This is a genomic window from Halogeometricum sp. S3BR5-2 (assembly GCF_031624635.1).
Classification (GTDB): domain Archaea; phylum Halobacteriota; class Halobacteria; order Halobacteriales; family Haloferacaceae; genus Halogeometricum; species Halogeometricum luteum.
Window position 1 is genome coordinate 101611 of sequence record NZ_JAMQOQ010000005.1, and the last position, 26196, is coordinate 127806.

Below are 26196 nucleotides of genomic sequence, written 5' to 3' on the forward strand. Positions count from 1 at the left end.
TAGGCGAGGAAGGGCGGGACGGACCGCGTGTCAGCGGTGGCGGTCGATGACGCGCTTTGCCGACTGGGCTTTCTCCTTCCACCCGTAGCCGGCCTCGTAGACGTGGCGCTTGCTGTCGACCAGTTGACCGGGCGTGGCCTCCTCGAACCCGCCGCGGGACCACGTTCCGCTCTCTTCGAGCCACGACACGACCTTCTCCCGCGTCTCCGACCACGAGAGACCGACCATCTCGTACCAGGCTATCATGGCGAAGACGGCGTTGTCGTGACACCCGGGGACGCTCCCGCGGCGGTAGATGGTCTTCATCGGTTCCGCGGTCGGTTCCGACACCTCCTCGCGGAACTCCTCGGCGGTCAAGAGGCGGAGCACGCCGTTGGCCTCCGACACCCGGCCGTCGCGCTTCAACCGTTCGAGGGCGGCGCGGTGGAGGTTGTCCCAGTCGCCGTGGACGTCGGATTCGAGGTCGTCCTCGGCGACGGGGCCGGCCGTGAGTCGCGCGACGGCGTCGACGTAGGCCTTCTCGACGGCGGGCCACGGTGTCCCCTCGAAGCGGCAGTCCACGTCGTGGAGGCTGTTGGTGGCCCGGCAGTCGGGGCACGGGTAGTCGAACTGCGGCACGTCGTCGGGGAGGGCGCGCGCCGTCTTAGGTGGTGCGGTGTGGGTTCGCGGCCGTTCGAGGGCCGGGTCGGGCGGGTCGGGAGACGGAGACGGAACCGGAACGGACCCGAGCCAATCGTCGTGTTTATTCGGTCAGACCGGCAACGACGAGCCGAACCGATGGACCCGCACTTCGCCCGCTATCCGTTCTTCGACGGCGCGCGCGCCGCCGTCGGCGACGCGGACATCTCGCCGGCGGAACTCATCGCGGAGGACGCGCCCGCCGTCGAGCGGGGTCTAGAGCGGGTCGAACGCGCGCTGATGGAGGGCACCGTCGCTCCCGAGGACGACCGGCGCTGGACCGACCGCGAGGAACTGCTCTCCTACCCCATCGCGCGCATCCTCGTCTCCCTCGTGGACACCCCCGCCGCCGTCGACAAGTACGCCGCCGCGGAGGCCGCGACGGCGCACGGCCGCTTCCGGACGGACTTCGAGGCCGACGACGAGGGCCTGCGGAGCACGGGAACGCGAACCGTCTCGCTGGACGACGTGCTCCGCGAGTTCGACCTCTCCGGCGACGTGCGACCGGAGCGGGACGGACCGGGCGGAACGGGCCGAGAACGGCGGGGCGGCCGCGACCCCTCGCACTACTGGGTGGACGTGGGCGCGTACCTGACGCTCTCGACGGCCGAGTGGGGCGAGCGCTGGCGCCTCGTCAACCGCGAACTCGCCGCCGGCGACGTGCGCGTGGCCGACGAGGAACTCCGGCGACTGCTGGAGGAGGCGGTGCGCCGCCGCGTCGCCGAGGGCCTCCCGTTCTCGGTGCGCGAGAGCGCCGCGGGCGAGGAGATAGCCGACGCCCTGGAGGAAGAAGTGGCCGCGCTGCGGAACCTACTGAACGACCACGACGCGGCCGGGGGCGCCGAGGTGGACGCCGTCGTCCCGGGTCTGTTCCCCCCATGCATGAAGGAGTTGGTCCAACGGGCCCGCGGCGGCGAGTCGCTCCCCTCCCACAGCGAGTTCTCGCTGGTCTCCTTCCTCGTCGCCCTCGGCATGGACGCGACGGAGGTGACCACGCTGCTCGGGGCCGACGGGGAAGCGGCGTCGCGGATGGAGACGCGCGTGGAGTACCTCGCCGACGCCGAGGGGGCGCAGTTCGCGCCGCCCTCCTGTGCGAGTATGCAGTCGTACGGCGACTGCGTGAACAGGGACGAGCGCTGCGAGACCATCTCGCACCCGCTGTCGTACTACGCGGGCGTCCTGCGGGACGCCGGCGAGGTGCGCGACTGGCGCGAGGCGGTCGCCGACGGGGACTGACCCGCGAGTCGCTCCGAGAGAGGAGAACCGAACGACCGGGAGCGCCGCGCTCAGCGGTCAAGAACGAAGCCGATGATACCCATCACCAGTACGAACAGCGCGAGGATGCCGACGAGCAGGAGGCCGCCGTCCCCGACGAGTCCGCCGTCGTTGTAGGTCGCACCGACGCCCACAACGAGCGCGATGAAGAAGCCGACTGCGACGACGGAGACGACGATCTTGCGACGCATCTCCGCTTCGAGAGCCATGCACCTGCCTTCCGCCGGCCGTTCTAAAAGCGCTTCGAAGAACGGTCGGTACTCCACGCGAAACGAGGGTTTACCTCCGTCGGGAACGTAGGAGAAGGTAACGAGAGAGCGGCCAGAGAGACGCTCTCTCGGCACGAATCACCCATGACGCACACCCGAAACACACCCGCGTCGACAGCCCGTTCCGCACCCGCCGTCCGCCCCGTGAGGGGGATGACCACCTTCCCCGCCGAGGGGTTCGCCGGCCGCGCCCGCCGCGCCCGCGTCGAGGCGATGGCCATCCGACCGCTCAGAGACGGGCGGTACGTCGTCGAGACGGCCGGCGGAACGTACGTCGTCGACGTGGAGACCGGAACCTGCACCTGCCCGGACAGCGCCATCAGACACGCCCGCTGTAAGCACCTGCGCCGCGTCGCCATCGAGATAAACGAGGGGCTGATTCCGGCCCCCGGCGAGCGAACGAGCGTCTGCGCCGTCTGCGGTCGCCGGACGTTCGTCCCGATGTTCGATCCAGCGCCCGCCCTCTGCGAACGGCACGACCACGCCCCCGGCGACTTGGTGCGCGACAGGGAGACGAAGAGCCTCCTCGTCGTCGTCCGCGCGACGGGCGAACGGGCCGACGAGTCGGCCACCGGGGGCGGAAAACTCGTCGCCGACTACGAGAGCAACGCGAACTACGGCGGACACGAACCCGTCTTCGAGGCCGTCTACGTCGACTCGCTGCCCCTCTCGGGCGGCGTCGAGGACCTGGCGGGGCGGACGCGCTACCGCTTCCCCGCCTCGCGCCTCCGCCCGGTCGAGTCGGGGTTCGCCGACGCCGACGCGGTCCGGCATGCGACGGCGTCCGACCGGCCGGAGACGAGGCAAGCGTCGCTGGTCTGAGGTCCAAGGGGCGTCAGACGCACGTCAGCGTACAGTGGAAACGAAGGGGTTCGAACCGAGCGCCGTCCGGCGTTCGGTGGCGCTTCAGTCGTCGTCGGCCGACTCCTCGCTCACGTCCGTCAGCCTGCTCTGGGCGGGGCCGCCGACGAACGACTCGAACGCTTCCCCCTCCGCCAGCGCCGTCTCCTTTTTGACTCGGTAGTTGCCGCCGTCGGTCGTGTAGAGGTCGCCGGGGTGGAAGAAGTACCAGTCCTCGCGGTCGAACCGGACGGCGATGCGGGCCTTCGCGCCGAAGTTCTGCGAGAAGTAGATGAGCGCCTCAACCTCCTCGCCCTGGAGATAGATGGGTCGACCGGAACTCGCCTTGGCCTCGATGGCGTAGAACACCTCGCCGTTGCCCGCGAGCACGTCCGGGAGTTCGCGGTCGGTCGCGCTCCCCGACGCCGGCGCGCGCATGACCGCGAACCCGGCCTCGTCGAGGCGGTTGACGAGTTCGCGCTCCCTGCGGTCGCCCTTTCGATTCGAGGACATGGACGACTCTCGACCGCCGCCGCTCTTAAATGAGACGAACGGCGTCGAACCGGACGGCAAGAGCACCTATCATCCCTCAACCCGAGAAGATTAACAGATGAGCGAGACGGAAGGAAATGGCAGCGCGTCGTCGGACGAGCAGACGCCCAAGAGCGCCATTCTCGAGTCGGAGATAGAGCACGGATTGAACGAGCTACAGCGACCCTCGGGCGGGTTGTTCCTCTCGGCGCTGTCGGCGGGGCTGGACATCGGCTTCGGCCCCCTCCTGATGGCGACGGTGGCGACGCTCGCGGTGGGCGTCTGGACGGAGGTGACGAGCACCATCGTCCTCGCGAACCTCTACGCCATCGGGTTCATCTTCGTCGTCCTCGGTCGGTCGGAGCTGTTCACCGAACACACCACGCTGGCGGTGATTCCGGTGCTCAACGGCGACGCCTCCGCCATGGAACTCGGCCGCCTGTGGGGCATCGTCTACGCCGGGAACGTCGCCGGCGCCGGCGTGTTCTCCGTCATCGCCGTCACCGTCGCCCCCTCGTTCGGCATCGTCGAACCGAGCGCGTTCGTCGAACTCGGCAAACAGCTCGTCGACCACCCCGTGGAGGCGAAGTTCACCGCCGCCATCCTCGCCGGGTGGCTGATGGGGCTGCTCTCGTGGCTGGTCTCCGCCGCCCAAGAGACCATCAGCCGGACGTTCTTCGTCTGGCTCGTCGCCACCACCATCGGTATCGCCCACCTGCCGCACTGTATCGCCGGCATCGTCGAGGTGCTCCCGGCGATGCTGTTCTCGCCCGAAATCGGGTTCGTCACGTTCGCGGAGTTCATGCTCGTCTCCACGGTGGGGAACGCCATCGGCGGAACCGTCTTCGTCGCCCTCCTGAAGTACGGTCACGTCGTCCGCGGCACGGCCGACACCTCTCGGTGACGCCGCGGCGACCCTAGGGTTAACTCCCGCGCCGTGCTATTCGGCGGCATGGCCCTCCGACTCCTCGAACGCCTCCGCGCGTTCGTCTCGGCGGACCGGGACGCGAACTCCGTCTGGGACGCCATCCCGCGGCGGCAGTACGACGGCCGCCACGCCGAGTCCGGCGGCATCGCGCGCGGCGAACAGGAGAAGGCGCTGAGCGACGTGAGTCGGCAGGCGGACGAGATAGACGACCGAACGCGGTAGCGGACCGGCGCCGCCCCCGAGCCGCTCCCCCTGCGACTCCGAGTGAGGTTTTTATAGTTGGAAATCTGACTAATGGTCGATGTACACGATGTCGAGCGACGACTTCACGATGCACACGAGCGACTGCGAGACGGTGGGCGGCGGGATGCCGGTGTCCAGCCTCCCGGACGAGGTGACCTCCCTGGACGATTTGGACTGCGAGTGCTGGGACGCGTTCGACTCGTTCGACGAAGTCGAGTGAGAAGCGCGGCGGCGTCGTCGTCGGTCGTTTACCTCAGGTCCCGTGGCTCCAACTCCCCATGTATTCGCGCTGTTGTTCGGAGAGCGCGTCTATCTCGACGCCTTCGGCGGCGAGTTTGATCTCGGCGACTTCCTTGTCCAACCCGTCCGGCACGTCGTGGACCCCCGCCTCGTAGTTGTCGCCGTTCTCGACGAGTTCGCGGACGCAGACGGCCTGCACGCCGAACGACTGGTCCATCACCTCGATGGGGTGGCCGAGGGCGATGGGCGAGGCGAGGTTGACGAGGCGCCCCTCCGCGAGCACGTTGATGCGGCGGCCGTCGTCCATCTCGTAGGCGCGGACGCCGTCGCGGGCGTCGTACTCCTCCGTCGCAAGGTCCGAGAGCGTGTCGAGGTCGATTTCGATGTCGAAGTGGCCCGCGTTCGAGAGGATGGCGCCGTCCTTCATCGCCTCGAAGTCCTCCTCGGTGATGATGTCCCGATTTCCGGTCGTCGTCACGAAGATGTCGCCTATCTCGGCCGCCTCCTTCATCGGCATCACGTCGTAGCCCTCCATGTGCGCTTCGAGGGCGCGGCGGGGTTCGACTTCGGTAACGACGACGTTGGCGTTCTGCCCGGACGCCTTCTTGGCGACGCCCTTCCCGCAGTAGCCGTAGCCGGCGACGACGACGTTCTTCGAGGCGAAGGAGACGTTCGTCGTCATGGCGATGTTAGCGAGGGAGGACTCGCCGGTGCCGTGGACGTTGTCGAACAGGCGCTTCATCGGCGTGTCGTTGACGGCGAAGACGGGGTAGTTCAGCGCGCCGTCCTCGTCCATCGCGCGGAGGCGGTGGACGCCCGTCGTCGTCTCCTCGCACCCGCCGACGATGGTGTCGATGAGTTCGGGGTGCTCCTCGTGGATGGCGAACACCATGTCCATCCCGTCGTCGACGGTGAGGGTGGGTTCGTGGTCGATGACCGACTCGATGGCCGCGTAGTAGTTGTCGTCGTCGACGCCGCGGACGGCGTAGGAGGTGATATCGTCGTTGGCGTCGAGGGCGGCGCTCACGTCGTCGTGCGTCGACAGCGGGTTGCAGCCGGTGATGGCGACTTCCGCGCCGCCGAGGGCCAGCAGTTCCACGAGGTTGGCCGTCTTCGCCTCGACGTGCATCGCCATCCCGATAACTTCACCTTCTAAGGGTTTCTCCGCCTCGAACTGCTCGCGGAGTTCCGTCAGGATGGGCATGTGCTGGAGCGCCCAATCCATCTTGCGTCGTCCCTCCTCGCGAGCGGCGTCGACGTCGTCGAGATGCTCGCTCACGGGGGCATAGTCACTCATGAGCGAGGATTTGGGGAGGCGATTCAAATCAGTACCGAACCGGCTTTTTCCTGACTCGCCGAACGGAGCGAGGCTCGATGGACGCAGAGCGTCCACCGATGGACCGAAAACGGGCCGCGACTCGCTCGCTCCGGAAGAACTCCGTTCGCTCGCCGCGGTACAGTTCCTCGAACGGGGCTATCGTCGCCGCAACGGGGTCGAGTCGGCTCGCGGTCCTTACTCCGCTCGCTCCACCAGCGACGCCGCCCGCTCTCTCGCCGTCTCCACGACTCGCTCCTCGTCCAGCGTCTGTACCTCTCTATCTTCCATCAGCACCCGCCCGTCGCAGACGGTGTGGCGCACGTCGGACCCGCGGACGGCGTAGGCGAGGTGGCTCACGACGTCGTGGGCGGGCGCGAGGTGCGGCGCGTCGAAGTCCACCACGATGAGGTCCGCCGCGCCGCCGACCTTGATCCGACCGCCGGGGAGGCCGATGGCGTCGGCGCTCCCCGCGGTGGCGGCGGTGACGGCGGCGGCGGCGGGGACGGCCGCGGCGTCGTCGGCGCCGAGTTTGCCTATCATCGCCGCGTCCCGCAGTTCGTCGAACACGTCGAGGTCGTTGTTCGAGGCGGCGCCGTCGGTGCCGATGCCGACGGTCACGCCCGCGTCCAGCATCTGCTGTACGGGCGCGATGCCGGAGGCGAGTTTCGTGTTCGAGGCCGGGCAGTGAATCACGCTCGTGCCGCGCGCGGCGAGGAGTTCTATCTCCTCGGCGTCGGTGTGGACGCCGTGCGCGACGAAGTCTTGTTCAGAAAGCATCCCGAGGTCGTCGGCGTACGACAGGGGGCGCTTCTCGTAGTCGTCGACGATGGGCGACACCTCGTCGGTCGTCTCGTTCGCGTGGAAGTGCAGCGGAATCCCCTCCTCGCGGGCCGTCGCGGTGGCCTCCCGCAGGAACTCCTCCCCCACCGTCGTCAGCGAGTGAGGCATGAACGCCGTCCGCACTCTCCCGTCGGCGGCGCCGTCGAACTCGCGGGCGACGCGGAGGCTCTCTTCGACGTCCTCGGCCGCGTCTTCGTCGTCTTTGGCGACGGTGACGACGCCGTGGCCGAGGCGGGCGCGCATCCCCGACTCCTCGACGGCGGCGGCGACTTCGGGCACCTCGAAGTACATGTCCGCGAAGGCCGTCGTCCCCGAGCGAATCATCTCCACGATGCCGAGTTCGGTGCCGGCGCGCACGTCCTCGGGTTCGAGGGCGGCCTCCGCGGGCCAGATGTCCTCGCGGAGCCACGACCCGAGCGGTTTGTCGTCGGCGTACCCCCGCAGCAGGGTCATCGCCGCGTGCGTGTGGGCGTTGACGAGTCCCGGCATCACCACGCCGCCCGCGGCGTCCAGCGTCTCGCCGTCGTACTCGGCCGCGATTTCCTCGCCCACGTCGTGGACGTTGCCGGTGTCCCGGTCGACGACCACGTCGGCCGCCTCGACGGAGCAGTCGGGCCGGAGCACCCGGCCGCCCGCGATGCAGAGCGCGTTCATGGACGGGCGTACCGACGGCGGGCGTATCACTCCATCGGGTTCCGCCGCGCCGACGTGTTCGCCGGCCGACTCGTGCGCCGAATCGCGCGACCCTATTTCGGCGCGTGGGAGGCCGTAGAGCGCCGAGAGAGCCGATTCCCGAACTCCGAGAATCGTGAACCCATCTTACCGTCGGAGCGGACCGAGTGTAGGACTAACACGTCGGCGCGTCCCCCGGCGCGCCGGTGGAGCGACAGATGACCGAAACACGAACTCAGATCCGCACGTACGTCGACTCGCACCCGGGCGTCCACTTCAACGGCCTCGTCCGTTCGCTGGACCTCGCACCCGGCCAGGTCCAACACCACGTCCGCCGCTTGGTCGAGGCGGAGGCGGTCGTCCGCGAGGAGTTCTACGGCCGGACGCACTACTACTCGCCCGGCCTCACCGAGTGGGAGCGCGCGACCGTCGCGCTCTACCACCGCGGGACCGCCCGCGAGGTGCTCGAAACCCTCCTCGAAGACGAGGAGGCGCGCCCGGCGGCCCTCGCGGAGAGACTCGGCGTCGCCCGGAGCACCTTAGAGTGGCACGTCGGCCACCTCGAAGCCGAGGGCGTCGTCGAGAAGGAGCGCGACATCAGAAACCGCGTGACGCTGGTGCTCGACCGGCCGGCCGCGACGGCGGCGCTGCTCTCCCGCCTCGACGCCGACGCGGTGGCGGCGACGGAGCGGAACGCCGACGTCGCCGGTCCGGGCGAGACGCCCGTGGACGCCGACTGAACCCGAACGGAGCGAAGCCCCCGCTGACGCCACCCCTCCCTCCCCGGACCCGTCCCGCTGACGCGACTCCCTCCTTCCTTCCGTCCGGCGCGAGCGAAAGGCGTAGGTTCCGCCGCCGAGACGGGGACGTATGCGTATCGCCGTGCCCAACAAGGGGCGCCTGCACGACCCGACCGTCGAACTCCTCGAACGCGCCGGCCTCCACGTGAAGAACGGGGCGAACCGGAAACTGTACGCCGACACCGTCGACCCCGAGGTGACGGTGCTGTTCGCCCGCGCGGCCGACATCCCCGAGTACGTCCGCGACGGCGCCGCCGAAGTCGGCGTCACCGGCCTCGACCAGATGCGCGAGTCGGGCCACGACCTCGAAGAACTCGTCGACTTGGAGTTCGGCTCCTGTCGGTTGGTCCTCGCGGCGCCGGAGGACGGCGACATCGCCTCGGTCGAGGACGTAGCGGGTAAGACCGTCGCCACGGAGTTCCCGACTATCGCCCGCGAGTACTTCGCCGAGAAGGGCGTCGACGCCGAGGTGGTCGAAGTCACCGGCGCGACCGAACTCACCCCGCACGTCGAGATGGCCGACGCCATCATCGACATCACCTCCACGGGAACGACGCTGCGCGTGAACCGCCTCGCCGTCGTCGACGAGGTGCTCGACTCGTCGGTGCGCCTGTTCGCGCACCCCGACGCCGTCGACGACCCGAAGGTCGAACAGTTGGTGACGGCCTTTCAATCAGTTCTCGCCGCCGAGGACAAGCGGTACGTGATGATGAACGCCCCCCGCGACCGACTCGACGACATCCGCGAGGTGCTCCCGGGCCTCGGCGGCCCGACGGTGATGGACGTAGCCGGCGACGACGCCGTCGCCGTCCACGCCGTCGTCGACGAGCGACACGTCTTCGAGGTGGTGAACGACCTGAAGGCGGTCGGCGCCTCGGGCATCCTCGTCACGGAGATAGAGCGACTGGTGGAGTAGCGGCGGACTCGGGGTCGGCGGAGACTCAGTCGCGCCAGCGCAGGTCCGGGACGAAGAGGCCGGGCGCGAGTCGCGCCTCGCCGTAGCGCCACCGGACGTAGGCGACGACGGCGACGGTCCCGACGACGACGGCGCTCATCCCGAGCAGTCCGGCCTCGGGGCCGAACGCGCCGCCGGTGAAGACGTCGGGACCGGTCTCCGCCGTGTCGACGACGTTCGCGTCGATTCCCAGTCCGCTGACCGCGAAGCCGTACACGCCGCCCTGAAACAGGTTCCACGTGATGTGCAGACCGATGGGGATGGCGAGTTCGTCGGTCAGGACGTACCCCGCGGCGAGAAAGATTCCCGCCAGCGAGATGCCGAGCGTGCTCACGAGCGTCGCGTTCGGGTTCTGGAGGTGCGCGAGGCCGAACACGACCGAAGAGACGAGAACCGCGACGCCGGCGGCGACGGCCCGGGAGGTGTAGCCCGCCAACCCCTCCGCGACGTTCGTGAGGAGGTAGCCCCGCGAGAGCACCTCCTCGCTCACGCCGACGGCGAGGAACGTGAGCGTCAGGAGGGCGAACCCGGCGAGGAAGCCGCGCGACCCGCCGGCGAACGTCCCCTCGACGCGGAACCAGCCGACCGAGACGCCGAGGACGAAGACGCCGGTCATGAGCGCCGCACCGAGAAGGAGACCGAAGCCGAGGTCGAGCCACCAGTCGCGGTCGAGGCCGAGTCCGAGGTCCGCGACGGTCCGCCTGTCGACGGCGACGGCGAGGCCGACGGCGACGAGGCCGGGGAGGAGGATGGAGGCGAAGGTGGCGACGAGGCCGTCGAGCGGTCCCGGTCCCCCGACAACGAAGGTGAGGACGAACCCGACGAGGACGATGGTGAGGAGGAGGAGAGCGACGCCGAGACCCAGTCGGACCGGGGCGCGCGGGCGTCGCTCCTCTCGGTTCCAGACGGCGCTGACGACCCAATTCCAGACGACGAGAAACCAGCTCCAAACGACGCCGAGAGCGGAGCGTACGGCGGACGGGAGGTTCACGTCGGCCGTTCGGACCGGCGGCGCAAGAAAGTGAGCGGTCGGTTCGCGTCGTCACCCCGGCGCCGACGCCCACAGCGCGAGGACGCCGTACAGCACCGTCCCGAGGAGGATGGAGACGACGACGTGGATGAAGGTGATGTACGCCGTCAGCCGTCTCGACTGGCCGTAGAGGTAGCTCACGGCGACGCCGTCGAGGAGAATCGCCAAGAGGATGCCGAGGAGGGGGTTCAGCCCGAACGCGGTGACGACGACGGCGACGGCGGCCGGGATGGGGCCGACGACGAAGGCGTACCGCACCGGGACGTCGCCGAGGACGTTTCTCGCCGCGATGTGCGCGGTCAGGGAGAGAAACAGCGCCAACGAGGCGAACGTGCCCGCGACGGCGACGGCGCTGCCGCCGGCGGTGCCGGACTGCAACGGAGTCAGGCGTATCGACATACCGGGGGCCACGGGCGCCGGCGACTTAGGCGCGTACATTCCGGTCGAAAGAAGAGACGGAGTTATCCGTCGTACAGGCCGAGGTCGCTGAGTCGGGAGACGATTTCGTCGACCGCTTCCTCGGCGTCGGAGGGCTGTTTGCCGCCCGTGATGACGAGTTTGCCCGACCCGAAGAGAAGCGCGACCACGTCCGGCGAGTCCAGACGGTAGACCAACCCCGGGAACTGCTCGGGTTCGTACTCGATGTTCTCCAATCCGAGACCGATGGCGATGGCGTTGAGGTTCAGATTGCGGCCGAGGTCGGCCGACGTGACGATGTTCTGCACCGTGATCTCGGGGTCGTCCTCGACGGGAATCTGGAGGGCGCGAAGCTTCTCGAACACGAGTTCGAGGCTCTCGTGCACGTCGTCGGTCGACTTCGCGCCGGTGCAGACGATTTTGCCTGAGCGAAAGATAAGCGCCGCAGATTTCGGTTCTTGCGTCCGGTAGACGAGTCCGGGAAACTGCTCGGGGTCGTAGTCCGCACCCTCGAGGTCCATCGCCACGCTCTGGAGATCGAGTTCCTGACCGATACCGGTCGAGGCGACGACGTTTTCGATGTTGATAGTATCCTTGGGGTCGGTCATGCGACGACTTAAATGACGATATAAAGGTTGAAAAAGGTTAGTGCAGTCACCGAGGCGGCGAGCGGCGGGCGCTCAGGACGCGGACGTTCTGTGCGGTCACGAGGGCGCCGACGGCCGCGACGAGCGCCGGAACGAGGGGACGGAACGGCGGCGCGTCGACGGAGAGATACCCCGCGGCGAAGCAGGCGAACGCGACGAGTTTGAGGGCCGCAAAGGAGACTGACGGCGGGAGCGGAACGACGTCGAACAGGCGGCGGACGAACGGGTTGCGCTCTCGCGCGCCGGGTCGCGTCACGGCGGCGACGGTGGTGACGTAGTCGCCGACGCCGTAGAGGGCGACGGCCGAGAGCCAGAGAGCGGCGTCCAGCGCCGGGACGGGGAGGGAGGGGACGGTGACCGGAAGCATGCCCGAGACGACTGCGTCCGGCGACTTATACGATACCCCCGGACGGGTCGCAGACGCCCGCGTCGACGGCCGGCGACGGCCCGAGTCGACACGCTGATACCCGCGGCCGGGAAGGTCCGAGCGTGTACTGCCTCGAACTCGCCGGGCAGGCCGGCGACGAACCGCTCGCCCGCCTCGAAGCCGAACGCGCCGCCGCCTCGGCCGTCGAGCGGGCCGCTCCCGGACTGGCGACGGCCCGCGGCGCCCGCCTCAACCGGGTGCCGACGCTCGCGTACACCCACCGCGTCTCGGAACTGCTCGGGCGAACCGACGCCGACGTGGAGAGCGCCGCCGCCCTCCTCTCGGCCGCCTCGTTCGAGAAAGAAGGAAGCGTCGCCGTCCGCGCCCGCGACGTGCGCTCCTCTTCGGGGGTGAGCGCCTCCGCCGCGGAGCGAGCGCTCGGCGGCGTCCTCGTCGACAGGGGGTTCGCGGTCGACTTGGACGACCCCGACAACGTCCTGTGCGCCCTCTTCTCGGAGGACACCTGCCTGCTCGGCTGGCGGGCCGCCGAGAGCGTCCGCGACTTCGGCACCCGCGCGCCCACCGACCGGCCGTTCTTCCAACCGGGGAGCATGAACCCGTTGGACGCCCGCGCGTACGTCAACCTCGCCGCCGGTCCCTCGTTACCGAACGCGACGGTGGTCGACCCGATGTGCGGCACCGGCGGCCTCCTCGTCGAGGCGGGTCTGGTCGGCGCGCGCGTCGTCGGCAGCGACGCCCAGTGGAAGATGGCCCGCGGGACGCAGACGAACCTCGCCGCGTACCTCCCCGACGCCGACTGGGAGGCGGTTCGCGGCGACGCCACTTCCCTCCCCCTCCGCGACGACTGCGCCGACGCCGTCGCGTTCGACGCGCCGTACGGCCGGCAGTCGAAGGTGGCCCGGCACGAACTCGCGGACCTGGTGGGCGGCGCGCTCTCGGAGGCGGCCAGAATCGCGCCGTCGGCCGTCGTCGTCGCGGACCGGTCGTGGGAGGCGGCGGCCGAGGACGCCGGGTGGCGCGTCGACGCTCGGTTCGAGCGCCGCGTCCACGGTTCGCTGGACCGGCACGTCCACGTGCTGTCGCGGGTGTGAGTCGGCGGCCGGGTCAGGCGAACGTGTCCCGCAGTCTGCGGCCCCGGGCGGCCCACGTCTCCGTTCCCGGCCGAGTCGCGAGGACGCCGTCGACGCCCGCGGTGCCGACGGCCGCGGCGACCGCCCGCGATTTGACCGGCCACGCGTACACGTCCATCCCCTTCGCCTTCGCTCGCTCGACGATATCGGTGCCGAGGCAGAACGACCAGTGGACGTTCACCCGAGCGCAGTCGAGCAGTTCGGCGGTGTGTAGGTTCCTGTCGAGTCGGACGTCGAAGTTGTACGCCAGTTCCACCTTCTCGGACGCCGACCGGGCCTCCCAGAGCGTATCCGAGTAGAAGGAGGTGAGCACGGCGTCGTTCTCCACCGCGTCCGTCGCGTCGAGGACGTCGTCGACGAGGCCGGGTTCCTTCAGGTCGACTTCCACGGTGATGTGCGAGGGGATGGCCGCTAACGCCTCCTCGAACGTCGGGATACCGTACTCGGACCCGGCGACGGAAACCGACGCCAGCGTCTCGACGGAGTAGTCGGCGACTCGACCCGACATGTCGGACACCAAGCGTAGGTGGCTGAAGTGACTGGCGACCAACTCCCCCGACCCGCACCGTCGGACGTCCACCTCGATGGCGTCGGCCTCTCGACTCGCGTTCTTGGCGGCGAACGCGGTGTTCTCGGGGTATCGGTCTCCGAATCCGCGATGGGCGATGACTTTCATCACCGACAACGAGGAAATCGAGCGAAAGAAAACCTACGGCTGAACCGCCCGACGGCGACGACGCGGTCAGGCGGCCCGCCGCCCGTCGCCGTACCGTCGATAGACGTAGTACGACAGCGTCGGCACCGAGACGACGAGGGCGGGGGCGAAGACGGCCCCGGCGAGGTGTGCGAGACCCGCGAGCGTCCACGCGAGACTCGGCGTCCGGGCCGCCGGTTCCGTCTTGCGAAGCGTCCGCACGTCCAGAGCGAGACAGACGAGGACGACCAGAGCCGCGAGGATACCGAGCCACGAGGCGAGCGTAACGAGGACGAAGGAGCCGAGCGCCGTCCCGGCCTGCACGTCGGCGTTCGCCGGGGCGACGGCCGGGTCGCCGCCGGCGGAGACGGACGAGACGAACAGGAACAGCGCGAGATACTGGACGGCCGTCGTGAGGACGACGCCGGGGAACAGGGCGACGCCGTACCACCATCTGGAGGGACTGGACACGCCGGAGCCTCGTTCGCCGACCGAGATAACGTTAGCTACTCGTCACGTCGCGCGACCACCGACTCGCCGGCCCGCAGTCCGTCGCCCACCTCGACGGTCACGTCCTCCGAGTCGTAACACGGCGGCAGGAGTACGTCCGCGCGACTGCCGAAGTCGATGTGTCCGATTCGACAGCCCCGAGAGAGAGTCTCGCCCTCCTCGACGTACGGGTGGATGCGCCGGGCGAACGCGCCCGCGATGAGCGACAGTTCGGCCGGTCCCTCCGGCGTCGACACGTCGACGTCCACCCGCTCGTTTCGCTCCGACTCCTTCGAGAACGCCGGGCGGTGCGCCCCCGGGCGGTGGGTGACTCTGTCCACCCGGCCGTCGAACGGCGCGCGGTTGACGTGCACGTCGGTGACGTTCATGAACACTCCAATTCGCACTTGTTCGCCCTCCTCGCGGACGACGGAGACGCGGCCGTCGGCGGGGGAGACGACGCCCGGCGCGGACGGGGTTCGCTCCGGGTCGCGGAAGAACCAGAGGACGAACCCGCCGAGGAGAAGCGAGAGGGCGGAGAGCGGCGGCGCCAGGACGGCGAGGGGAATCGCCGCGAGGAACGCCGGGAGCGCGAACCGACGGACGCCGGGCGCGTAGCGCATCAGACGGTCCGCTCCCGGTTCGGTTCCTCGTCGAGTTCGCGCTGTCCGGTCGCCCACGCCGACAGCAGGTGCGTGAGGTGGAGTCGGTCGTCCAGTCCCTCGGCGAGGTCCAGGTCGGCCGCGCCGGCGAGGCGATGCAGGCGAACCACGTCCCCCTCTCCGAACTCCTCGGGGTAGGTATCCGCGACGCGCAGGAGGTCCTGAAGCAGTTCCTGTCCGTCGAAACCCTCGTCGTCCAAGAGCGTCGTGAGCGACTTGCGCGCGTCCTTCAGGTCGCCGTCGCGGGCCGTCTCCAGAACGTCCTTCAACTCCTCGTCGTGGCCGACGTCCGAGAGGGCGGCCTGTGCGGATTCCGTCGTTATCTCGCCGTCGCCCTCGACGGCGGCGCTCTGGGCGGCCAAGATGGCCTCGCGGAGGTCGCCGTTCGCCTTCGAGGCCACGATGTCCAGCGCCATCGCCTCGTACTCGACGCCCTCCGCCTCGGCGACGTCGCGGAGGACGGCCGTCGTCTCCTCCGTCGAGGGGGCGCGAACCGGGACGGGGAAACAGCGCGAGCGAATCGGCGGGATGAGTTTCGTCGGTTGCCGGGTCGTGATGACGAACTGCGTCGTGCGGTGGTGCTTCTCCATCACGCGGCGGAGCGCCTGCTGGAAGTCCTCGCGGATGTGCTCGGCGTTGTCGAGGAGGATGGTCTTGTAGTCGCCGGAGACGGGGGCGTAGCCCGCCGACTCCTTCAGCACGCGGCTTATCATGTCGCGCTTGGCCATCCGGCTCCGTCCGGTGAGAAACTGCTCGAACCGCGGGTCGGTCCGAATCTGCTTTTTCGTCCGGGAGAAGAAGTCGGCGACGTTTATCTCGACGAGGTCGTTGTCCGGGTCGTCGTGCGCCTCGCGGGCGAGCGCTCGGACGGCGGCCGTCTTGCCGACGCCCGGCGGCCCCTGCAGCAGGAGGTTCATCGGTTCGTCCACCGTGCGGCCCAGTCGGTCGCGGACCTCCGATTGGGGCAGGTCCGACAGCGACGGGGCGTGCGCGTCGGTCCACAGGGGCGCGTCCATCGGACTCGCCTAGCCGCCGGAGCGTAAGAAACCCTACGTCTCCCGCTCGAGAGACTCGCGCTCGCGTTCCTCCCGTTCCCGCTCCTCGCGCCGTCTATCCGCTCGCTCCCGCGCGTTCTCGGGCGTATCCGTCTCCAGCAGCACTTCGAGTTTGCGCTCGAACTGCTCGTCGGAGAGGTCGCCGCGGGCGTAGCGGTCGCGGAGGCTGTCGAGGGCGTCGGCGACGGAGTCGTCCTCGTCGGCGGCGCGTTCGGCCCGGGTTCGGACCTCGGATTCGGGCGGCACCGCCGGCTCCGAATCCCTCCCGTACCGCGATTCGAGCACGGCGACGATGGGGACGACGACGGCGAACCCGATGGCGAAGATGGCCCAGAACGGACCGATGGGGACCAGTCCGAACAGCGACGCTAACCCGAGACCGAGAACGAGAAGCGAGGCGATGCCGGCCCAACTGTCGTCCTCTTCGTCCTCGTCCCACCAGTCGGTCCACGACTCCCCGTCGTCGGAGGCGTCTCCCTCTCCATCTCGGCGTCGGCGGTGCATGGGGGTGATATTCGCTTTCAAACCGCAAAAGCGTGCGTCCCGGCCGGGCGATTCGACACGCGTTTACCCCGTCACCCTCTCTGTCGTCACATGTCGATTCGCGTGACGTTCCTCGGAACCGGCGGCGCGGTGCCGACGACCGAACGGGGTCCGAGCGCCCTCCTCGTCAACCGCGAGGGCGAGCGGTTGCTGTTCGACTGCGGCGAGGGCACCCAGCGGCAGATGATGCGCTTCGGGACGGGCTTCACCGTCTCGCACCTGTTCGTCACGCACCTGCACGGCGACCACGTCCTCGGCATCCCGGGCCTGATACAGACGTGGGACTTCAACGACCGCGAGGAAGCGCTCGCGATACACGCCCCGCCGGGGTCGAAGCGGCACCTCCGGAGCCTCGTCGAGGCCGGCGGCTACCGACCGGGATTCCCCGTCAACATCCACGAGGTGAAACCCGGCACCGTCGCCCTCTCCGGCGACGACTACGAGGTTCGGACGTTCGAGACCGAGCACAGGAACGTCCGCTCGATGGGCTACGCGCTCCTCGAAGACGACCGACGGGGGCGGTTCGACAGGGAGCGAGCCGAGGAACTCGGCGTCCCCGTCGGTCCGGCGTTCGGCCGCCTGCACGAGGGCGAGGCGGTCGAACTGGACGACGGCACCGTCGTCCGGCCCGAACAGGTCGTCGGCGACGCTCGGCCCGGTCGGAAACTCGTCTACACCGGCGACACGCGCCCCGTCGACGCCACCGTCGAGGCCGCCGACGAACCGGACCTCCTCGTCCACGACGCGACGTTCGCCTCCGACCGCGCCGACCGGGCGCGCGGTACCGGCCACTCGACCGGGAGGGAGGCCGCCGAAATCGCCGCGCGCGCCGGGGCGAAGCACCTGGCGCTGACGCACATCTCCTCGCGGTACGCCGGCGACGCCTCCCCCATCGAACGCGAGGCGCAGGCGGCGTTCGACGGCGAGGCGTTCGTCCCCGACGACGGCCAGAAGTTCGAGGTGCCGTACCCCGACGGCGGCGGCGACACCGAGGGCGGGAGCGAGTAGCGAGACACGGACTCGCACGCTCACCGTAGCCTTTTGTCCGAAGCCGACGCAGCAGGTCGTATGGCGGGGGTTCCCTTCCACCTCGTGGACGTGTTCGCCGAACGGCGCTACGCCGGCAACCAACTCGCCGTCGTCGAGAGTCGCGGGTCACTGAGCGACGAGGAGATGCTCGACATCACTCGGGAGATGAACTACTCGGAGACGACGTTCGTCGAGGGCGACCCCGTCGACGGCGCGTGGCCGGTGCGCATCTTCACGCAGAAAGAGGAGATACCGTTCGCCGGCCACCCGACGCTCGGCACCGCGGCGGTCCTCCGGGAGCGGTTCGGCGCCGGCGACGACGTGACCCTGCGCCTCGGCGCGGGCGACATCCCCGTCGAGGTCCGACCCGACGGCAGCGAGGGAGCCGAAGCCTACTGGATGACGCAGAACGCCCCCGAGTTCGGCGCGGAACTGGAGCACGCCCGTCTCGCCCGCGTGCTCGGACTCGACGAGGGCGACGTGGACCGCGAGTGGCCCGTACAGGTCGTCTCGACCGGTCTTCCCTCGATTCTGGTTCCGCTGACGGGCCGCGACGCACTCGGACGGGTGGACGTCGACCGGACGGCGTACCACGCCCTCTACGACGAGACGGGCGTCGAGAACGTCTTCCCGTTCTGCGCCGACCCGCGCGAGGACGACCACCACCTCGCCGCGCGGATGTTCTCGCCCGGTCACGGTCTGTACGAGGACCCCGCGACCGGCAGCGCCAACGGGAACCTCGCTGGCTACCTCGCCCGGCACCGCTACTTCGGCGACGGCGAAGTGGCCGTCTCCGTCGAACAGGGGTACGAGATGGGTCGACCCTCGGTTCTCCACCTCGAAGCCGAGGACGGCGAGGAGGTCAGCGTCCGCGTCGGCGGGCGCGTGGAGTCCGTCGCCGAGGGGGAGTTGCTGTAGTCAGTCCAGGCAGTCCGCGCAGTAGCGGTTCGTCCCGTCGTCGAGGAGGACGAGGGGAACGCCCAGAACGACGAACTCGCGGACGTAGCGGCGCGTCGTCGTCGCGGGCGCGCCGCAGTCGACGCAGGCGGCGTCGCCGCTCTCGGCCGGCGAGTCCAGCAGTCGGGTGCGGGTCCCCAAAGTCGTCCGCGCGTAGGCGGCCTCGCGAGTCAGCAGGTACGCGAACCCGCCGAGGACGGCGAGGCTCGCGAACGGGAGGACGACCCGTCCGGCGGGCGTCCGCGCGAGGGCGCCGACGGCGGCGAAGACGGCGAACAGGGCGACGGCGAGCAGCAGTCCGTCTCGGGACGCCATCTCAGGCGCTCGCGGTGGTCGTCGAACCGCTCGAATCGCCCGACTCGCTCGAACCGCTCGCGGACGAACTCGACCCCGAGGTGTCCACCGTCACGTTCGCCGCGTCGCCCGCGTTCGACCCCGGCTCTATCGACCGGACGAACTGCGGGTAGCCGCCCTCGCCGACGGGGATGTACACCGTGTCGGTCTCGTCGAGTTTGTCGATGTACTTCTGCGTCAGGATGCGCTGGTCGAGCGACTGCGAGATGATGCGGTTGGCGTCGGCCTCCCCCTGCGCGGCGATGCGCTTTCGGTCGGCTTCCAGTTTCTCGACCTCTAACTCGTCCTGCTTCTGCTGGCGGCGCTGCTCGGTTATCTCCTTCTGCTCGACGGCCTGGGCGTACTGCGCCGGCAGTTCGACGTTGCGAATCTGGACGGCCTCGAGGATGAGGCCCGCCTCGGCGAACTCCGCGCCCAGTTCCCGTTCGGCGGCCTGCTTCAGCCGCGTTTGTCCTTCACCCGTGTAGATGTCCGTGACGGGGAGGCGGCCGGCCTCGGTTCGGAGCACCGACCGAATCGAGGGCCGAATCAGGCGCTCCTCGGCCGACCCGAGCGTCCGGTACTGCTGGTAGAACGTGACGGCGTTCCCGGCGTCGACGCGGTAGCGGATGGTCACGTCGATGTCGGTGCGGAGGCCGTCCTCCGTGAGGACGGTGATGGCGTCGTCGCGCCCCGCCTCGGCGCCCTCGCCCGACTGCGAGGACATCGTGTAGGACTGCGGGCGGACCGAGAGGGACGTGGTGGACTGCGAGACGGGGTTGACGAAGTGCGCGCCGGGGCCGAACACCTCGCCCGTCGTCGCGCCCCACTTCTTCACGACTTTGACGTTCCCCTCCTCAACGGGTTCCCAGGCGAGGAGGCCGGCCACCGGGGCCGCGAGGAGGAGGAGGGCGATACCGCCGACGAGAGCCATCCGCGCCAGCGACTGCGGCGACGCGGAGGGCGGCGAGATGTCTGCGCTCACGAACGAACTCCGCCCTCCGGGGATATGTTAGTATCGAATCAAATGTTCGGAGAGAGTCGACCGTCGAGGAAAACTCGCCCGGCGTGGGATTCATATCCACACACGACCAACCGTCGTCCGTGAACGACCGGACGAGCGCACTCGACTCTCTCGTCTTCGGCGTGGACATCCAGAGCGGCGACGTGCGCGGCGACGCCCCCTCGTACGCCGTCGTGGCCTTCGACGGCGAGAACATCGACCGAGACGTGGTCTCACACCGGAAGCTTCGGCGACTCGTCGAACGGGAGCGGCCGGCCATCCTCGCGACCGACAACATGTACGAGTTGGCCGCCGACAAGGACGAACTCGTCCGCTTCCTGCGCTCGCTCCCGGCCGAGACGAAACTCGTGCAGGTGACCGGAGCCGAGCGCCCGGAACCGCTCTCCCGGGTGGCCTCCCGCCACGGCGTCCCCTACGGGAAGAAACCGATGAAGGAGGCGGAGGCGGCCGCCCGACTCGCCGCGGTCAACGTTGGCTACGAGGTGTCCGCCTTCACCAACACCACGACGCTGAAGGTGTCTCGGGGGCGCTCGACGGGGAAGGGCGGGTGGAGTCAGGACCGCTACACCCGCCGCATCCACGGCTCCGTGAAGCGCCGGAGCCGCGAGGTCGAGGACCGACTGAAGCAGGCGGGATTGGAGTACGACGTCAACGTGACGGAGAAGTACGGCGGCTACTCGAACGCGGTGTTCACTATCGAGGGGCGTCCGTCCGACATCCCGGTTTCGAGCGGCCGCGCTGGCGACACGCGGGTCGAGATAGACAGAGAGCGGCGCGACGGCATCGAGTTCGAACCGCTCGTGAAGCGCCGCGACCACGTCATCGTCGGCATCGACCCCGGGACGACGACGGCGGCCGCGGTCATCGATTTGGACGGGAACAAACTCGACGTCCACTCGACGCGCACCGCCGACACCGCCGACGTCATCGAGTGGCTCATCGAACGCGGCCGGCCGGTCATCGTCGCCGCCGACGTGGAGCCGATGCCCGAAACCGTCGAGAAGTTCCGCCGGAGCTTCGACGCCGCCGGGTGGGAACCCGAGAAGGACCTCCCGGTCGACGAGAAACTCCACCGCACGCGCGACGCGGGGTACGAAAACGACCACGAACGAGACGCCCTCGCGGCGGCGCTGTTCGCCTTCGACGCCCACGAGGACCAGTTCGAACGCATCTCGCGGAAGGTGCCGCCGAACATCGAGCGCGGCGAGGTCATCTCCCGCGTCGTCGCCGGCGAGGAGTCCGTCGAGGCGGTCCTCCGGGAGATGACCGGCGACGACGGCGGAGAGGAAGAGGAGGAGTCGACGCACGAGGAGCGCGAACTCACGGAGGAGGAGAAGAAGATAAAGCGGCTTGAGCGCCGCGTCGAACGCCTCGAATCGCACACCGAGAGCCTCGAATCCACCGTCGAGGAGAAGGATGAGACCATCGAGAAGTACAAAGATGAACTCTCGGAAGCCAAGCGCGAGGAGCGCCGAGAGGCCCGCGAACGACGGGAGGTCCAGCGTCTCGAACGCGACAACGGCCGCCTCGAACGGGAACTGGCGTCGCTGGAGGAGGAGAACGAGGAGCTATCGAACAAGCTCGAACGCCTCAAGCGCCTCTGGAAACTCGACCACTCGAACTTCGCGGACGTGAACACGAACAAGAACCTCGTCCCCGTGAAGGTCGTCGAGCAGTTCACCAAGGACGCCATCGACAGCGCGGACGAGGCGTACGGCCTCTCGACGGGCGACGTGGTCTACCTCCGGGACGCCTCCGGCGCGGGTCGGTCGACGGCCGAGCGACTCGCGGAGACGAACCCGCGGGCGGTCCTGCGGACGGGCGGCCTCTCGGACGCGGCCGACGAGGTGCTGTTCGAGCACGGGATACCCGTCGGCCCGGCGGCGGACGTGACGATGCAGGAGATAGACGAACTCGCCGTCGCCCGCGAGGCGGACGTCGGGGCGGTCATCGACGACTGGGAGCGACGCGCCGAGGACAGGCGGAAGGAAGAGCAATCGGAGATGGTCGACCGAATCATCTCCGAGCACCGGGCCGAGACGCGCAGCGAGGGTCGCTGACGCCGATTCGGGCCGGAGCGCGGACCGTCGGGCGTCGGCCGTCTCCGCGGCACCCACCGCGACGGGGGAGTCGAAACCGAGGTCGGAGCCCGCAACCGGGGACGCCGACTCGTCCCTGCTCCCCGTCGGAGAAACGCCGCGCGAGGTAATAACGTACGTCGGTGCCGCGGAGTCCCGAATCTTTCGCGAAGGGAGCTTACCCGTTCGCTCTCACTCGGTCGAGGACCATCCCGACGAGGAGGTAGAGGACCGCACCCAGAATCGGGAGGACGAACGCCAGTCCCGTCCACGCGAGGACGGCGTCGCGCCCGTTGGCGCGGGCGTGGAAGTACACCCGCGCGGGAACGAGCACCTGGAAGACGACGAAGAAGAGCGCGAACCCGATCAGGTAGCCGATTTCGCCCCACCCGGAGACGGCGACCCACATGACCACCAGCGGCACGAACGCCGCGAGGACGAGGAGCGCGAGGAGCGACAGCGGTGAACGCGTAGCCATCTCTCGGAGCTAGCGGCGGTGCGGTGATGAGGGTTTCTCTTCCCCCGTTTCGTCGGGTGCACTGCGGCGCGTCGTACCCGCGAGAACCCGATGCCGACGAAACGGCTCTCGTTCTATACGAGACCCGCACCGACGGCGAGGGCGGCGACTCCGACGACGGCCGCGACGGCGGCGCCGAGGTACGCGTACCTGTACTGGCCGAAGGAGTCCGCGAGTTCCGCCTCGGATTTGTCGGAGATGATAAACTGGCCGTCGTCGGGCGGCGTGACGACGACGTCCTCGGGTTTCAGGGGACGCGTCGCGTTCTCGACGGCGCGGGACCGGCCGAGGAGGTAGATTTCGTCGCCCGGACCGAGCGTCCCCTCGTAGTAGCGTCGCTCGCCGTGTTCGTTCCCGACGTCGAGGACGTTGGTGATCGAATCGGTCTGCGTCGAGAGTCCCGCCTCGCCGCGGACGAACTCCGCGATGCGCTCCGGGGGTTCGCTGTCCGGCGGGACGCTGGTCTCGACGGAGAAGCCGTCGAGCGGTGCGAGAACGTTGTCTGCGGTCACGCCCGTCGAGAGGAGTCGGTCGACGTCGACCGCCCCCACCTGGATGTCGTGAATCCCGGTGCCGGAGGACGCGTCGTTCACGTGGTCGCCGACGTCCACGCGGACGCGCCCGGTTCCGTCGTCGAGTTCGAAGGGGGTCGCGTAGACGCCCGTGGCGCGCGTCTCCCACATATCGGACCCGCCGCGCTCGTCCCACTCCTCGACTTCCCACGCCGAGAGCACGCTCTGCGCCCCCGTTATCGGAGCGTCGAACGGGTCGCTGGCGCGGACGGTCCCCTTGAGTTCGACGAGGCCCTCGCTTTTGATGTCCCGTACGTCGGTCGTCTCGGTGTCGCCGACGAGGGCGCTCCTGCGGTGTTGACGGCGACCGTAGACGCCCGCGAAGGCCGCGACGACCAGTAGGACGGCGCCGACGGCGAGTAGTAGGGTGGACATGTCTCGAACGCGTGTCGAGTCAATCCGCTGCCATAAGAGAGTGTTCAATCGGCGCGCGACCGGCCGCGTAGTTCCGACGCGGGAAGGCTAACTTCGCTCGCCGCAGCGCCGTCCGCGCGGTTCCAGAAGTCATATCCTCCCCCCCGGACACGAAGGGGTATGGACGCGTACGACCTGATCACCCGGAACGCCGCCGAGGTGGTCACGGAGGACGAGGTACGTTCGTTAGCCGAGGACCCCGACGGGAAACGGGCCTACGTCGGCTACGAACCCTCTGGCGTCCTCCACATCGGTCACATGCTGACGGCGAACAAACTCATCGAGTTGCAGGAGGCCGGCTTCGAAATCGTCGTCCTCCTCGCGGACGTCCACGCCTACCTCAACGGGAAGGGGACGTTCGAGGAGATTCGCGAGACGGCCGACCGGATGCGCGAGCAGTTCGTCGCCTACGGCCTCGAGGAGTCGGACACCGAGTTCGTCCTCGGGTCGGAGTTCCAGTTGGACGAGGAGTACACGCTCGATTTACACGCCCTCGAACTGGAGACGAACCTCTCGCGGGCCGAGCGAGCGATGGCCGAGATACAGAGCGGCGACACTGCGACGGTGGCGCAGGCCGTCTACCCGCTGATGCAGGCGCTGGACATCGTCTACCTCGACGTTGACCTCGCCATCGGCGGGATGGAACAGCGCAAGGTGCACATGCTGGCGCGCGACACCCTGCCGAGCATCGGCGCGGACGCGCCGACCTGTCTGCACACGCCGCTCATCGCCGACCTGTCGACGGGCGTCGGCAAGATGTCCTCCTCCGCGGGCGTCTCCATCTCGATGGAGGACTCGGAGGAGGAACTCCGCGAGAAGGTGAACAAGGCGTACTGCCCGCCGTCGCGGGACCCCGAACCCGACGGCGACGGGAACGACCGGGACAACCCGGTGCTCCAGATTTTCGAGTACCACGTCTTCCCCCGCTTCGGCGAAGTCGTCGTCGAACGCCCCGAGCAGTACGGCGGCGACCTGGAGTACGGCGACTACGAGTCGCTGGCCGCCGATTTGGACTCGGGCGAACTCCACCCCGCCGACGCGAAGGGGGCGCTGGCGGAGTACCTGAACGAACTCGTCGCGCCGGGCCGCGAGAAGATCCGACAGCAGCGCTCGTAGACCCGAACGTCCCTTTCCGGTGCACAAAGCTTCTCGGACCGTCCGCTCCCGCCTCGAACCGTGATGAGCGACGGCCGGACGGACGGCGCGGAGTCGATACGGGTCGAACGCGGCCGCGAGGCGACCGACGAACTCGCCGTCGACACATACCGGCGCGAGGGCGTCGAGGGCGCCCCCGTCGTCGTCTTCGTCTACGGCGGCGCGTGGGAGTCCGGCGCGCGCGGGCAGTTCGCGCGGTGGGCGTTGGACGCCGCCGGACGCGGTCCGGCGAGCGAGGGCTTCGCCGCCGTCGAAATCGAGTACCGACCGAGCGACGAGGCGACGTTCCCCGCGCAGATACGCGACGTGCGGGCGTGCCTGTCGTGGGTCCGAGAGAACGCCGAGCGGTTCGGCGGCGACCCCGACCGGGTGGCCGTCGTCGGCCACTCCGCGGGCGCGCATCTGGCGCTACTCGCGGCGCTGGCGCCGGAAGGTCCGTTCGGCGGCGAGTACGACCCCGAACCGACCGTTCACGCCGCCGTGGGAATCAGCGGCCCGTACGACCTGCGCGCCGATTCCGACGAGGACGGCGTGGTGCGGCGGTTCCTCGGCGGGAGCGTAGAGGAGATTCCGGAGCGGTACGCGGCGGCGTCGCCGGTTACGCACGTCGCCGCGGACGCGCCGCCGACGTTCCTCCTGCACGGCGAGGCGGACGGGACGGTGCCCGTCGAGTCCTCCGAGGAGATGGCGGCGAAACTGGAGGAGGCGGGGGCGACGACGAGACTGCGGACCGACGCGGGGGCCGACCACGTCTACCTGCACTCCTCCTACTGGTACCCCGAGATTCGTGAGTCGGTGTTCTCGTGGCTCCGCGAGACCCTGTAATCACGGTTCACATCATCCCGAACGCGCCCATCGCCGACTGGATGAGGCCGGAGGCGACGAGGCCGAGACCGGCGATGACCAGGGCGAGGCCGGCGGCGACGACGGGGGAACTGTAGGCGACGAGCGCGATGCCGACGACGAGGAGAACGACGCCCGCGATGCCTTTCGTACCGAGTTTGTCGAGCATACCGCCGCTCGCCGCGACAGTCACCTAAACGTACCGTTCCGGGACGCGAACGAACGGGCGGTTTTAAACGAAGCGAGGACCAATGCGACCCCATGAGCGACAACGAAAACGCGGGTCAGCGCGACCTGCGGATGCCCGAGGGCGACGAGGTGTTCGCTGTCGTGGAGGAGATGCTCGGGGCAAACCGCATCAAGGTGCGCTGCGCCGACGGCGTCGAACGGACGGCCAGAATCCCCGGCCGGATGCAAAAGCGCATCTGGATTCGGGAGGGCGACGTCGTTCTCGTCGACCCGTGGGACTGGCAGGACGAGAAAGGCGACGTGGAGTGGCGCTACGAGAAGGCCGAGGCCGACCAACTCCGCGACGAGGGCCACATCGCCTGAATTCGCGACCCGTCTCTCGCCTCTTTTCCTCCCCCTCCCCGCCGGCGCGGCGACCTGTGGGGTTTTCAGGGTCCGTCC

Annotated in this window: 33 protein-coding genes; 14 read left to right on the top strand and 19 right to left on the bottom strand. The window is 69.1% G+C overall.

Annotation, left to right across the window (positions count from 1 at the left end; all coding sequences use genetic code 11):
- Nucleotides 1-30: 30 nt before the first annotated feature.
- Complete coding sequence (locus NDI79_RS17125; protein ID WP_310929855.1) at nucleotides 31-618, bottom strand: DUF7474 family protein; 588 nt, start codon at nucleotides 616-618, stop codon at nucleotides 31-33.
- Between the two features lie 159 nt (nucleotides 619-777).
- Between NDI79_RS17125 and NDI79_RS17130 the strand changes: the two genes are divergently transcribed.
- Nucleotides 778-1914, top strand: a complete 1137-nt coding sequence (locus tag NDI79_RS17130) for a DNA primase large subunit PriL (RefSeq protein ID WP_310929856.1) — start codon at nucleotides 778-780, stop codon at nucleotides 1912-1914.
- A 50-nt stretch (nucleotides 1915-1964) separates the two neighbouring features.
- Here the strand turns inward: NDI79_RS17130 and NDI79_RS17135 are convergent, their stop codons facing one another.
- Nucleotides 1965-2162 (bottom strand): DUF7472 family protein, encoded by a 198-nt coding sequence (locus NDI79_RS17135; RefSeq protein WP_310929857.1) that lies wholly within the window; start codon nucleotides 2160-2162, stop codon nucleotides 1965-1967.
- A 204-nt stretch (nucleotides 2163-2366) separates the two neighbouring features.
- Between NDI79_RS17135 and NDI79_RS17140 the strand changes: the two genes are divergently transcribed.
- Nucleotides 2367-3044 carry an SWIM zinc finger family protein gene (locus NDI79_RS17140; protein ID WP_310929858.1) on the top strand — a complete coding sequence of 226 codons (678 nt, stop codon included), beginning with the start codon at nucleotides 2367-2369 and terminating at the stop codon, nucleotides 3042-3044.
- Between the two features lie 84 nt (nucleotides 3045-3128).
- Here the strand turns inward: NDI79_RS17140 and hjc are convergent, their stop codons facing one another.
- On the bottom strand, nucleotides 3129-3575 hold the full coding sequence (gene hjc / locus NDI79_RS17145) for a Holliday junction resolvase Hjc (RefSeq protein WP_310929859.1): 447 nt from the start codon (nucleotides 3573-3575) through the stop codon (nucleotides 3129-3131).
- Between the two features lie 97 nt (nucleotides 3576-3672).
- Here hjc and NDI79_RS17150 point away from each other — a divergent pair, with 97 nt between their 5' ends.
- The 3 genes from NDI79_RS17150 to NDI79_RS17160 all read left to right on the top strand — a co-directional run bounded on the left by NDI79_RS17150 (nucleotide 3673) and on the right by NDI79_RS17160 (nucleotide 4984).
- Entirely contained in the window at nucleotides 3673-4497 is an 825-nt protein-coding gene (locus NDI79_RS17150) for a formate/nitrite transporter family protein (protein ID WP_310929860.1), read from the top strand.
- Nucleotides 4498-4545: 48 nt separating this feature from the next.
- Entirely contained in the window at nucleotides 4546-4743 is a 198-nt protein-coding gene (locus NDI79_RS17155; protein ID WP_310929861.1) for a hypothetical protein, read from the top strand.
- Nucleotides 4744-4822: 79 nt separating this feature from the next.
- On the top strand, nucleotides 4823-4984 hold the full coding sequence (locus NDI79_RS17160) for a hypothetical protein (protein ID WP_310929862.1): 162 nt from the start codon (nucleotides 4823-4825) through the stop codon (nucleotides 4982-4984).
- Nucleotides 4985-5017: 33 nt separating this feature from the next.
- Here NDI79_RS17160 and NDI79_RS17165 read toward each other — a convergent pair whose 3' ends face one another.
- On the bottom strand, nucleotides 5018-6301 hold the full coding sequence (locus tag NDI79_RS17165) for an adenosylhomocysteinase (protein WP_310929863.1): 1284 nt from the start codon (nucleotides 6299-6301) through the stop codon (nucleotides 5018-5020).
- A gap of 216 nt (nucleotides 6302-6517) precedes the next feature.
- Nucleotides 6518-7816 (bottom strand): amidohydrolase, encoded by a 1299-nt coding sequence (locus NDI79_RS17170; protein WP_310929864.1) that lies wholly within the window; start codon nucleotides 7814-7816, stop codon nucleotides 6518-6520.
- Nucleotides 7817-8052: 236 nt separating this feature from the next.
- Here NDI79_RS17170 and NDI79_RS17175 point away from each other — a divergent pair, with 236 nt between their 5' ends.
- Entirely contained in the window at nucleotides 8053-8574 is a 522-nt protein-coding gene (locus NDI79_RS17175; RefSeq protein ID WP_310929865.1) for a winged helix-turn-helix transcriptional regulator, read from the top strand.
- A 130-nt stretch (nucleotides 8575-8704) separates the two neighbouring features.
- Entirely contained in the window at nucleotides 8705-9550 is an 846-nt protein-coding gene (gene hisG, locus NDI79_RS17180; RefSeq protein WP_310929866.1) for an ATP phosphoribosyltransferase, read from the top strand.
- 25 nt (nucleotides 9551-9575) lie between these two features.
- On the opposite strand, the gene NDI79_RS17185 is transcribed toward hisG, so the two are convergent.
- The 4 genes from NDI79_RS17185 to NDI79_RS17200 form a co-directional block, all read right to left on the bottom strand.
- Nucleotides 9576-10580: a CPBP family intramembrane glutamic endopeptidase gene (locus tag NDI79_RS17185; protein WP_310929867.1), complete on the bottom strand. Its 1005-nt coding sequence runs from the start codon at nucleotides 10578-10580 to the stop codon at nucleotides 9576-9578.
- A gap of 51 nt (nucleotides 10581-10631) precedes the next feature.
- Complete coding sequence (locus tag NDI79_RS17190) at nucleotides 10632-11018, bottom strand: DUF7473 family protein (RefSeq protein ID WP_310929868.1); 387 nt, start codon at nucleotides 11016-11018, stop codon at nucleotides 10632-10634.
- Nucleotides 11019-11080: 62 nt separating this feature from the next.
- Nucleotides 11081-11644: a TATA-box-binding protein gene (locus NDI79_RS17195; protein WP_310929869.1), complete on the bottom strand. Its 564-nt coding sequence runs from the start codon at nucleotides 11642-11644 to the stop codon at nucleotides 11081-11083.
- Nucleotides 11645-11690: 46 nt separating this feature from the next.
- On the bottom strand, nucleotides 11691-12050 hold the full coding sequence (locus NDI79_RS17200; RefSeq protein ID WP_310929870.1) for a DUF5658 family protein: 360 nt from the start codon (nucleotides 12048-12050) through the stop codon (nucleotides 11691-11693).
- 122 nt (nucleotides 12051-12172) lie between these two features.
- Here NDI79_RS17200 and NDI79_RS17205 point away from each other — a divergent pair, with 122 nt between their 5' ends.
- Complete coding sequence (locus NDI79_RS17205; RefSeq protein WP_310929871.1) at nucleotides 12173-13162, top strand: THUMP domain-containing protein; 990 nt, start codon at nucleotides 12173-12175, stop codon at nucleotides 13160-13162.
- A 13-nt stretch (nucleotides 13163-13175) separates the two neighbouring features.
- Here the strand turns inward: NDI79_RS17205 and NDI79_RS17210 are convergent, their stop codons facing one another.
- The 5 genes from NDI79_RS17210 to NDI79_RS17230 all read right to left on the bottom strand — a co-directional run bounded on the left by NDI79_RS17210 (nucleotide 13176) and on the right by NDI79_RS17230 (nucleotide 16605).
- The gene (locus tag NDI79_RS17210) at nucleotides 13176-13877 is read right to left on the bottom strand and encodes a glycerophosphodiester phosphodiesterase (protein WP_310929872.1); all 702 of its coding nucleotides are present in this window, start codon (nucleotides 13875-13877) and stop codon (nucleotides 13176-13178) included.
- A gap of 66 nt (nucleotides 13878-13943) precedes the next feature.
- Nucleotides 13944-14366 (bottom strand): hypothetical protein, encoded by a 423-nt coding sequence (locus NDI79_RS17215; RefSeq protein ID WP_310929874.1) that lies wholly within the window; start codon nucleotides 14364-14366, stop codon nucleotides 13944-13946.
- Between the two features lie 35 nt (nucleotides 14367-14401).
- A complete protein-coding gene (locus tag NDI79_RS17220; RefSeq protein WP_310929875.1) occupies nucleotides 14402-15007 on the bottom strand; it encodes a protein sorting system archaetidylserine decarboxylase in 606 nt (201 codons plus the stop codon).
- The gene (locus NDI79_RS17225) at nucleotides 15007-16062 is read right to left on the bottom strand and encodes an AAA family ATPase (RefSeq protein WP_310929876.1); all 1056 of its coding nucleotides are present in this window, start codon (nucleotides 16060-16062) and stop codon (nucleotides 15007-15009) included. Before NDI79_RS17225 ends, NDI79_RS17220 begins: the two co-directional genes overlap by 1 nt.
- A 33-nt stretch (nucleotides 16063-16095) precedes the next feature.
- Nucleotides 16096-16605: an SHOCT domain-containing protein gene (locus tag NDI79_RS17230; RefSeq protein ID WP_310929877.1), complete on the bottom strand. Its 510-nt coding sequence runs from the start codon at nucleotides 16603-16605 to the stop codon at nucleotides 16096-16098.
- Between the two features lie 90 nt (nucleotides 16606-16695).
- Here NDI79_RS17230 and rnz point away from each other — a divergent pair, with 90 nt between their 5' ends.
- Complete coding sequence (rnz, locus tag NDI79_RS17235; RefSeq protein WP_310929878.1) at nucleotides 16696-17652, top strand: ribonuclease Z; 957 nt, start codon at nucleotides 16696-16698, stop codon at nucleotides 17650-17652.
- Between the two features lie 60 nt (nucleotides 17653-17712).
- Nucleotides 17713-18591 carry a PhzF family phenazine biosynthesis protein gene (locus tag NDI79_RS17240; protein WP_310929879.1) on the top strand — a complete coding sequence of 293 codons (879 nt, stop codon included), beginning with the start codon at nucleotides 17713-17715 and terminating at the stop codon, nucleotides 18589-18591.
- Here the strand turns inward: NDI79_RS17240 and NDI79_RS17245 are convergent, their stop codons facing one another.
- A complete protein-coding gene (locus tag NDI79_RS17245; RefSeq protein ID WP_310929880.1) occupies nucleotides 18592-18945 on the bottom strand; it encodes a DUF8108 domain-containing protein in 354 nt (117 codons plus the stop codon).
- A 1-nt stretch (nucleotide 18946) separates the two neighbouring features.
- Entirely contained in the window at nucleotides 18947-19948 is a 1002-nt protein-coding gene (locus NDI79_RS17250) for a prohibitin family protein (protein ID WP_310929881.1), read from the bottom strand.
- Between the two features lie 119 nt (nucleotides 19949-20067).
- Between NDI79_RS17250 and NDI79_RS17255 the strand changes: the two genes are divergently transcribed.
- Nucleotides 20068-22047, top strand: a complete 1980-nt coding sequence (locus NDI79_RS17255) for a DUF460 domain-containing protein (protein ID WP_310929882.1) — start codon at nucleotides 20068-20070, stop codon at nucleotides 22045-22047.
- Between the two features lie 196 nt (nucleotides 22048-22243).
- On the opposite strand, the gene NDI79_RS17260 is transcribed toward NDI79_RS17255, so the two are convergent.
- Both NDI79_RS17260 and NDI79_RS17265 read right to left on the bottom strand, forming a co-directional pair.
- A complete protein-coding gene (locus NDI79_RS17260) occupies nucleotides 22244-22543 on the bottom strand; it encodes a hypothetical protein (protein WP_310929883.1) in 300 nt (99 codons plus the stop codon).
- A gap of 113 nt (nucleotides 22544-22656) precedes the next feature.
- Nucleotides 22657-23529 carry a hypothetical protein gene (locus tag NDI79_RS17265; RefSeq protein ID WP_310929885.1) on the bottom strand — a complete coding sequence of 291 codons (873 nt, stop codon included), beginning with the start codon at nucleotides 23527-23529 and terminating at the stop codon, nucleotides 22657-22659.
- A gap of 159 nt (nucleotides 23530-23688) precedes the next feature.
- On the opposite strand from NDI79_RS17265, the gene NDI79_RS17270 reads away from it, so the two are divergent.
- On the top strand, nucleotides 23689-24684 hold the full coding sequence (locus NDI79_RS17270; RefSeq protein WP_310929886.1) for a tyrosine--tRNA ligase: 996 nt from the start codon (nucleotides 23689-23691) through the stop codon (nucleotides 24682-24684).
- A gap of 63 nt (nucleotides 24685-24747) precedes the next feature.
- On the top strand, nucleotides 24748-25548 hold the full coding sequence (locus tag NDI79_RS17275) for an alpha/beta fold hydrolase (protein ID WP_310929887.1): 801 nt from the start codon (nucleotides 24748-24750) through the stop codon (nucleotides 25546-25548).
- Nucleotides 25549-25555: 7 nt separating this feature from the next.
- On the opposite strand, the gene NDI79_RS17280 is transcribed toward NDI79_RS17275, so the two are convergent.
- Nucleotides 25556-25735: a DUF7470 family protein gene (locus NDI79_RS17280; protein ID WP_310929888.1), complete on the bottom strand. Its 180-nt coding sequence runs from the start codon at nucleotides 25733-25735 to the stop codon at nucleotides 25556-25558.
- A 92-nt stretch (nucleotides 25736-25827) separates the two neighbouring features.
- Between NDI79_RS17280 and eif1A the strand changes: the two genes are divergently transcribed.
- Entirely contained in the window at nucleotides 25828-26118 is a 291-nt protein-coding gene (gene eif1A, locus NDI79_RS17285) for a translation initiation factor eIF-1A (RefSeq protein ID WP_310929889.1), read from the top strand.
- Nucleotides 26119-26196: the final 78 nt, after the last annotated feature.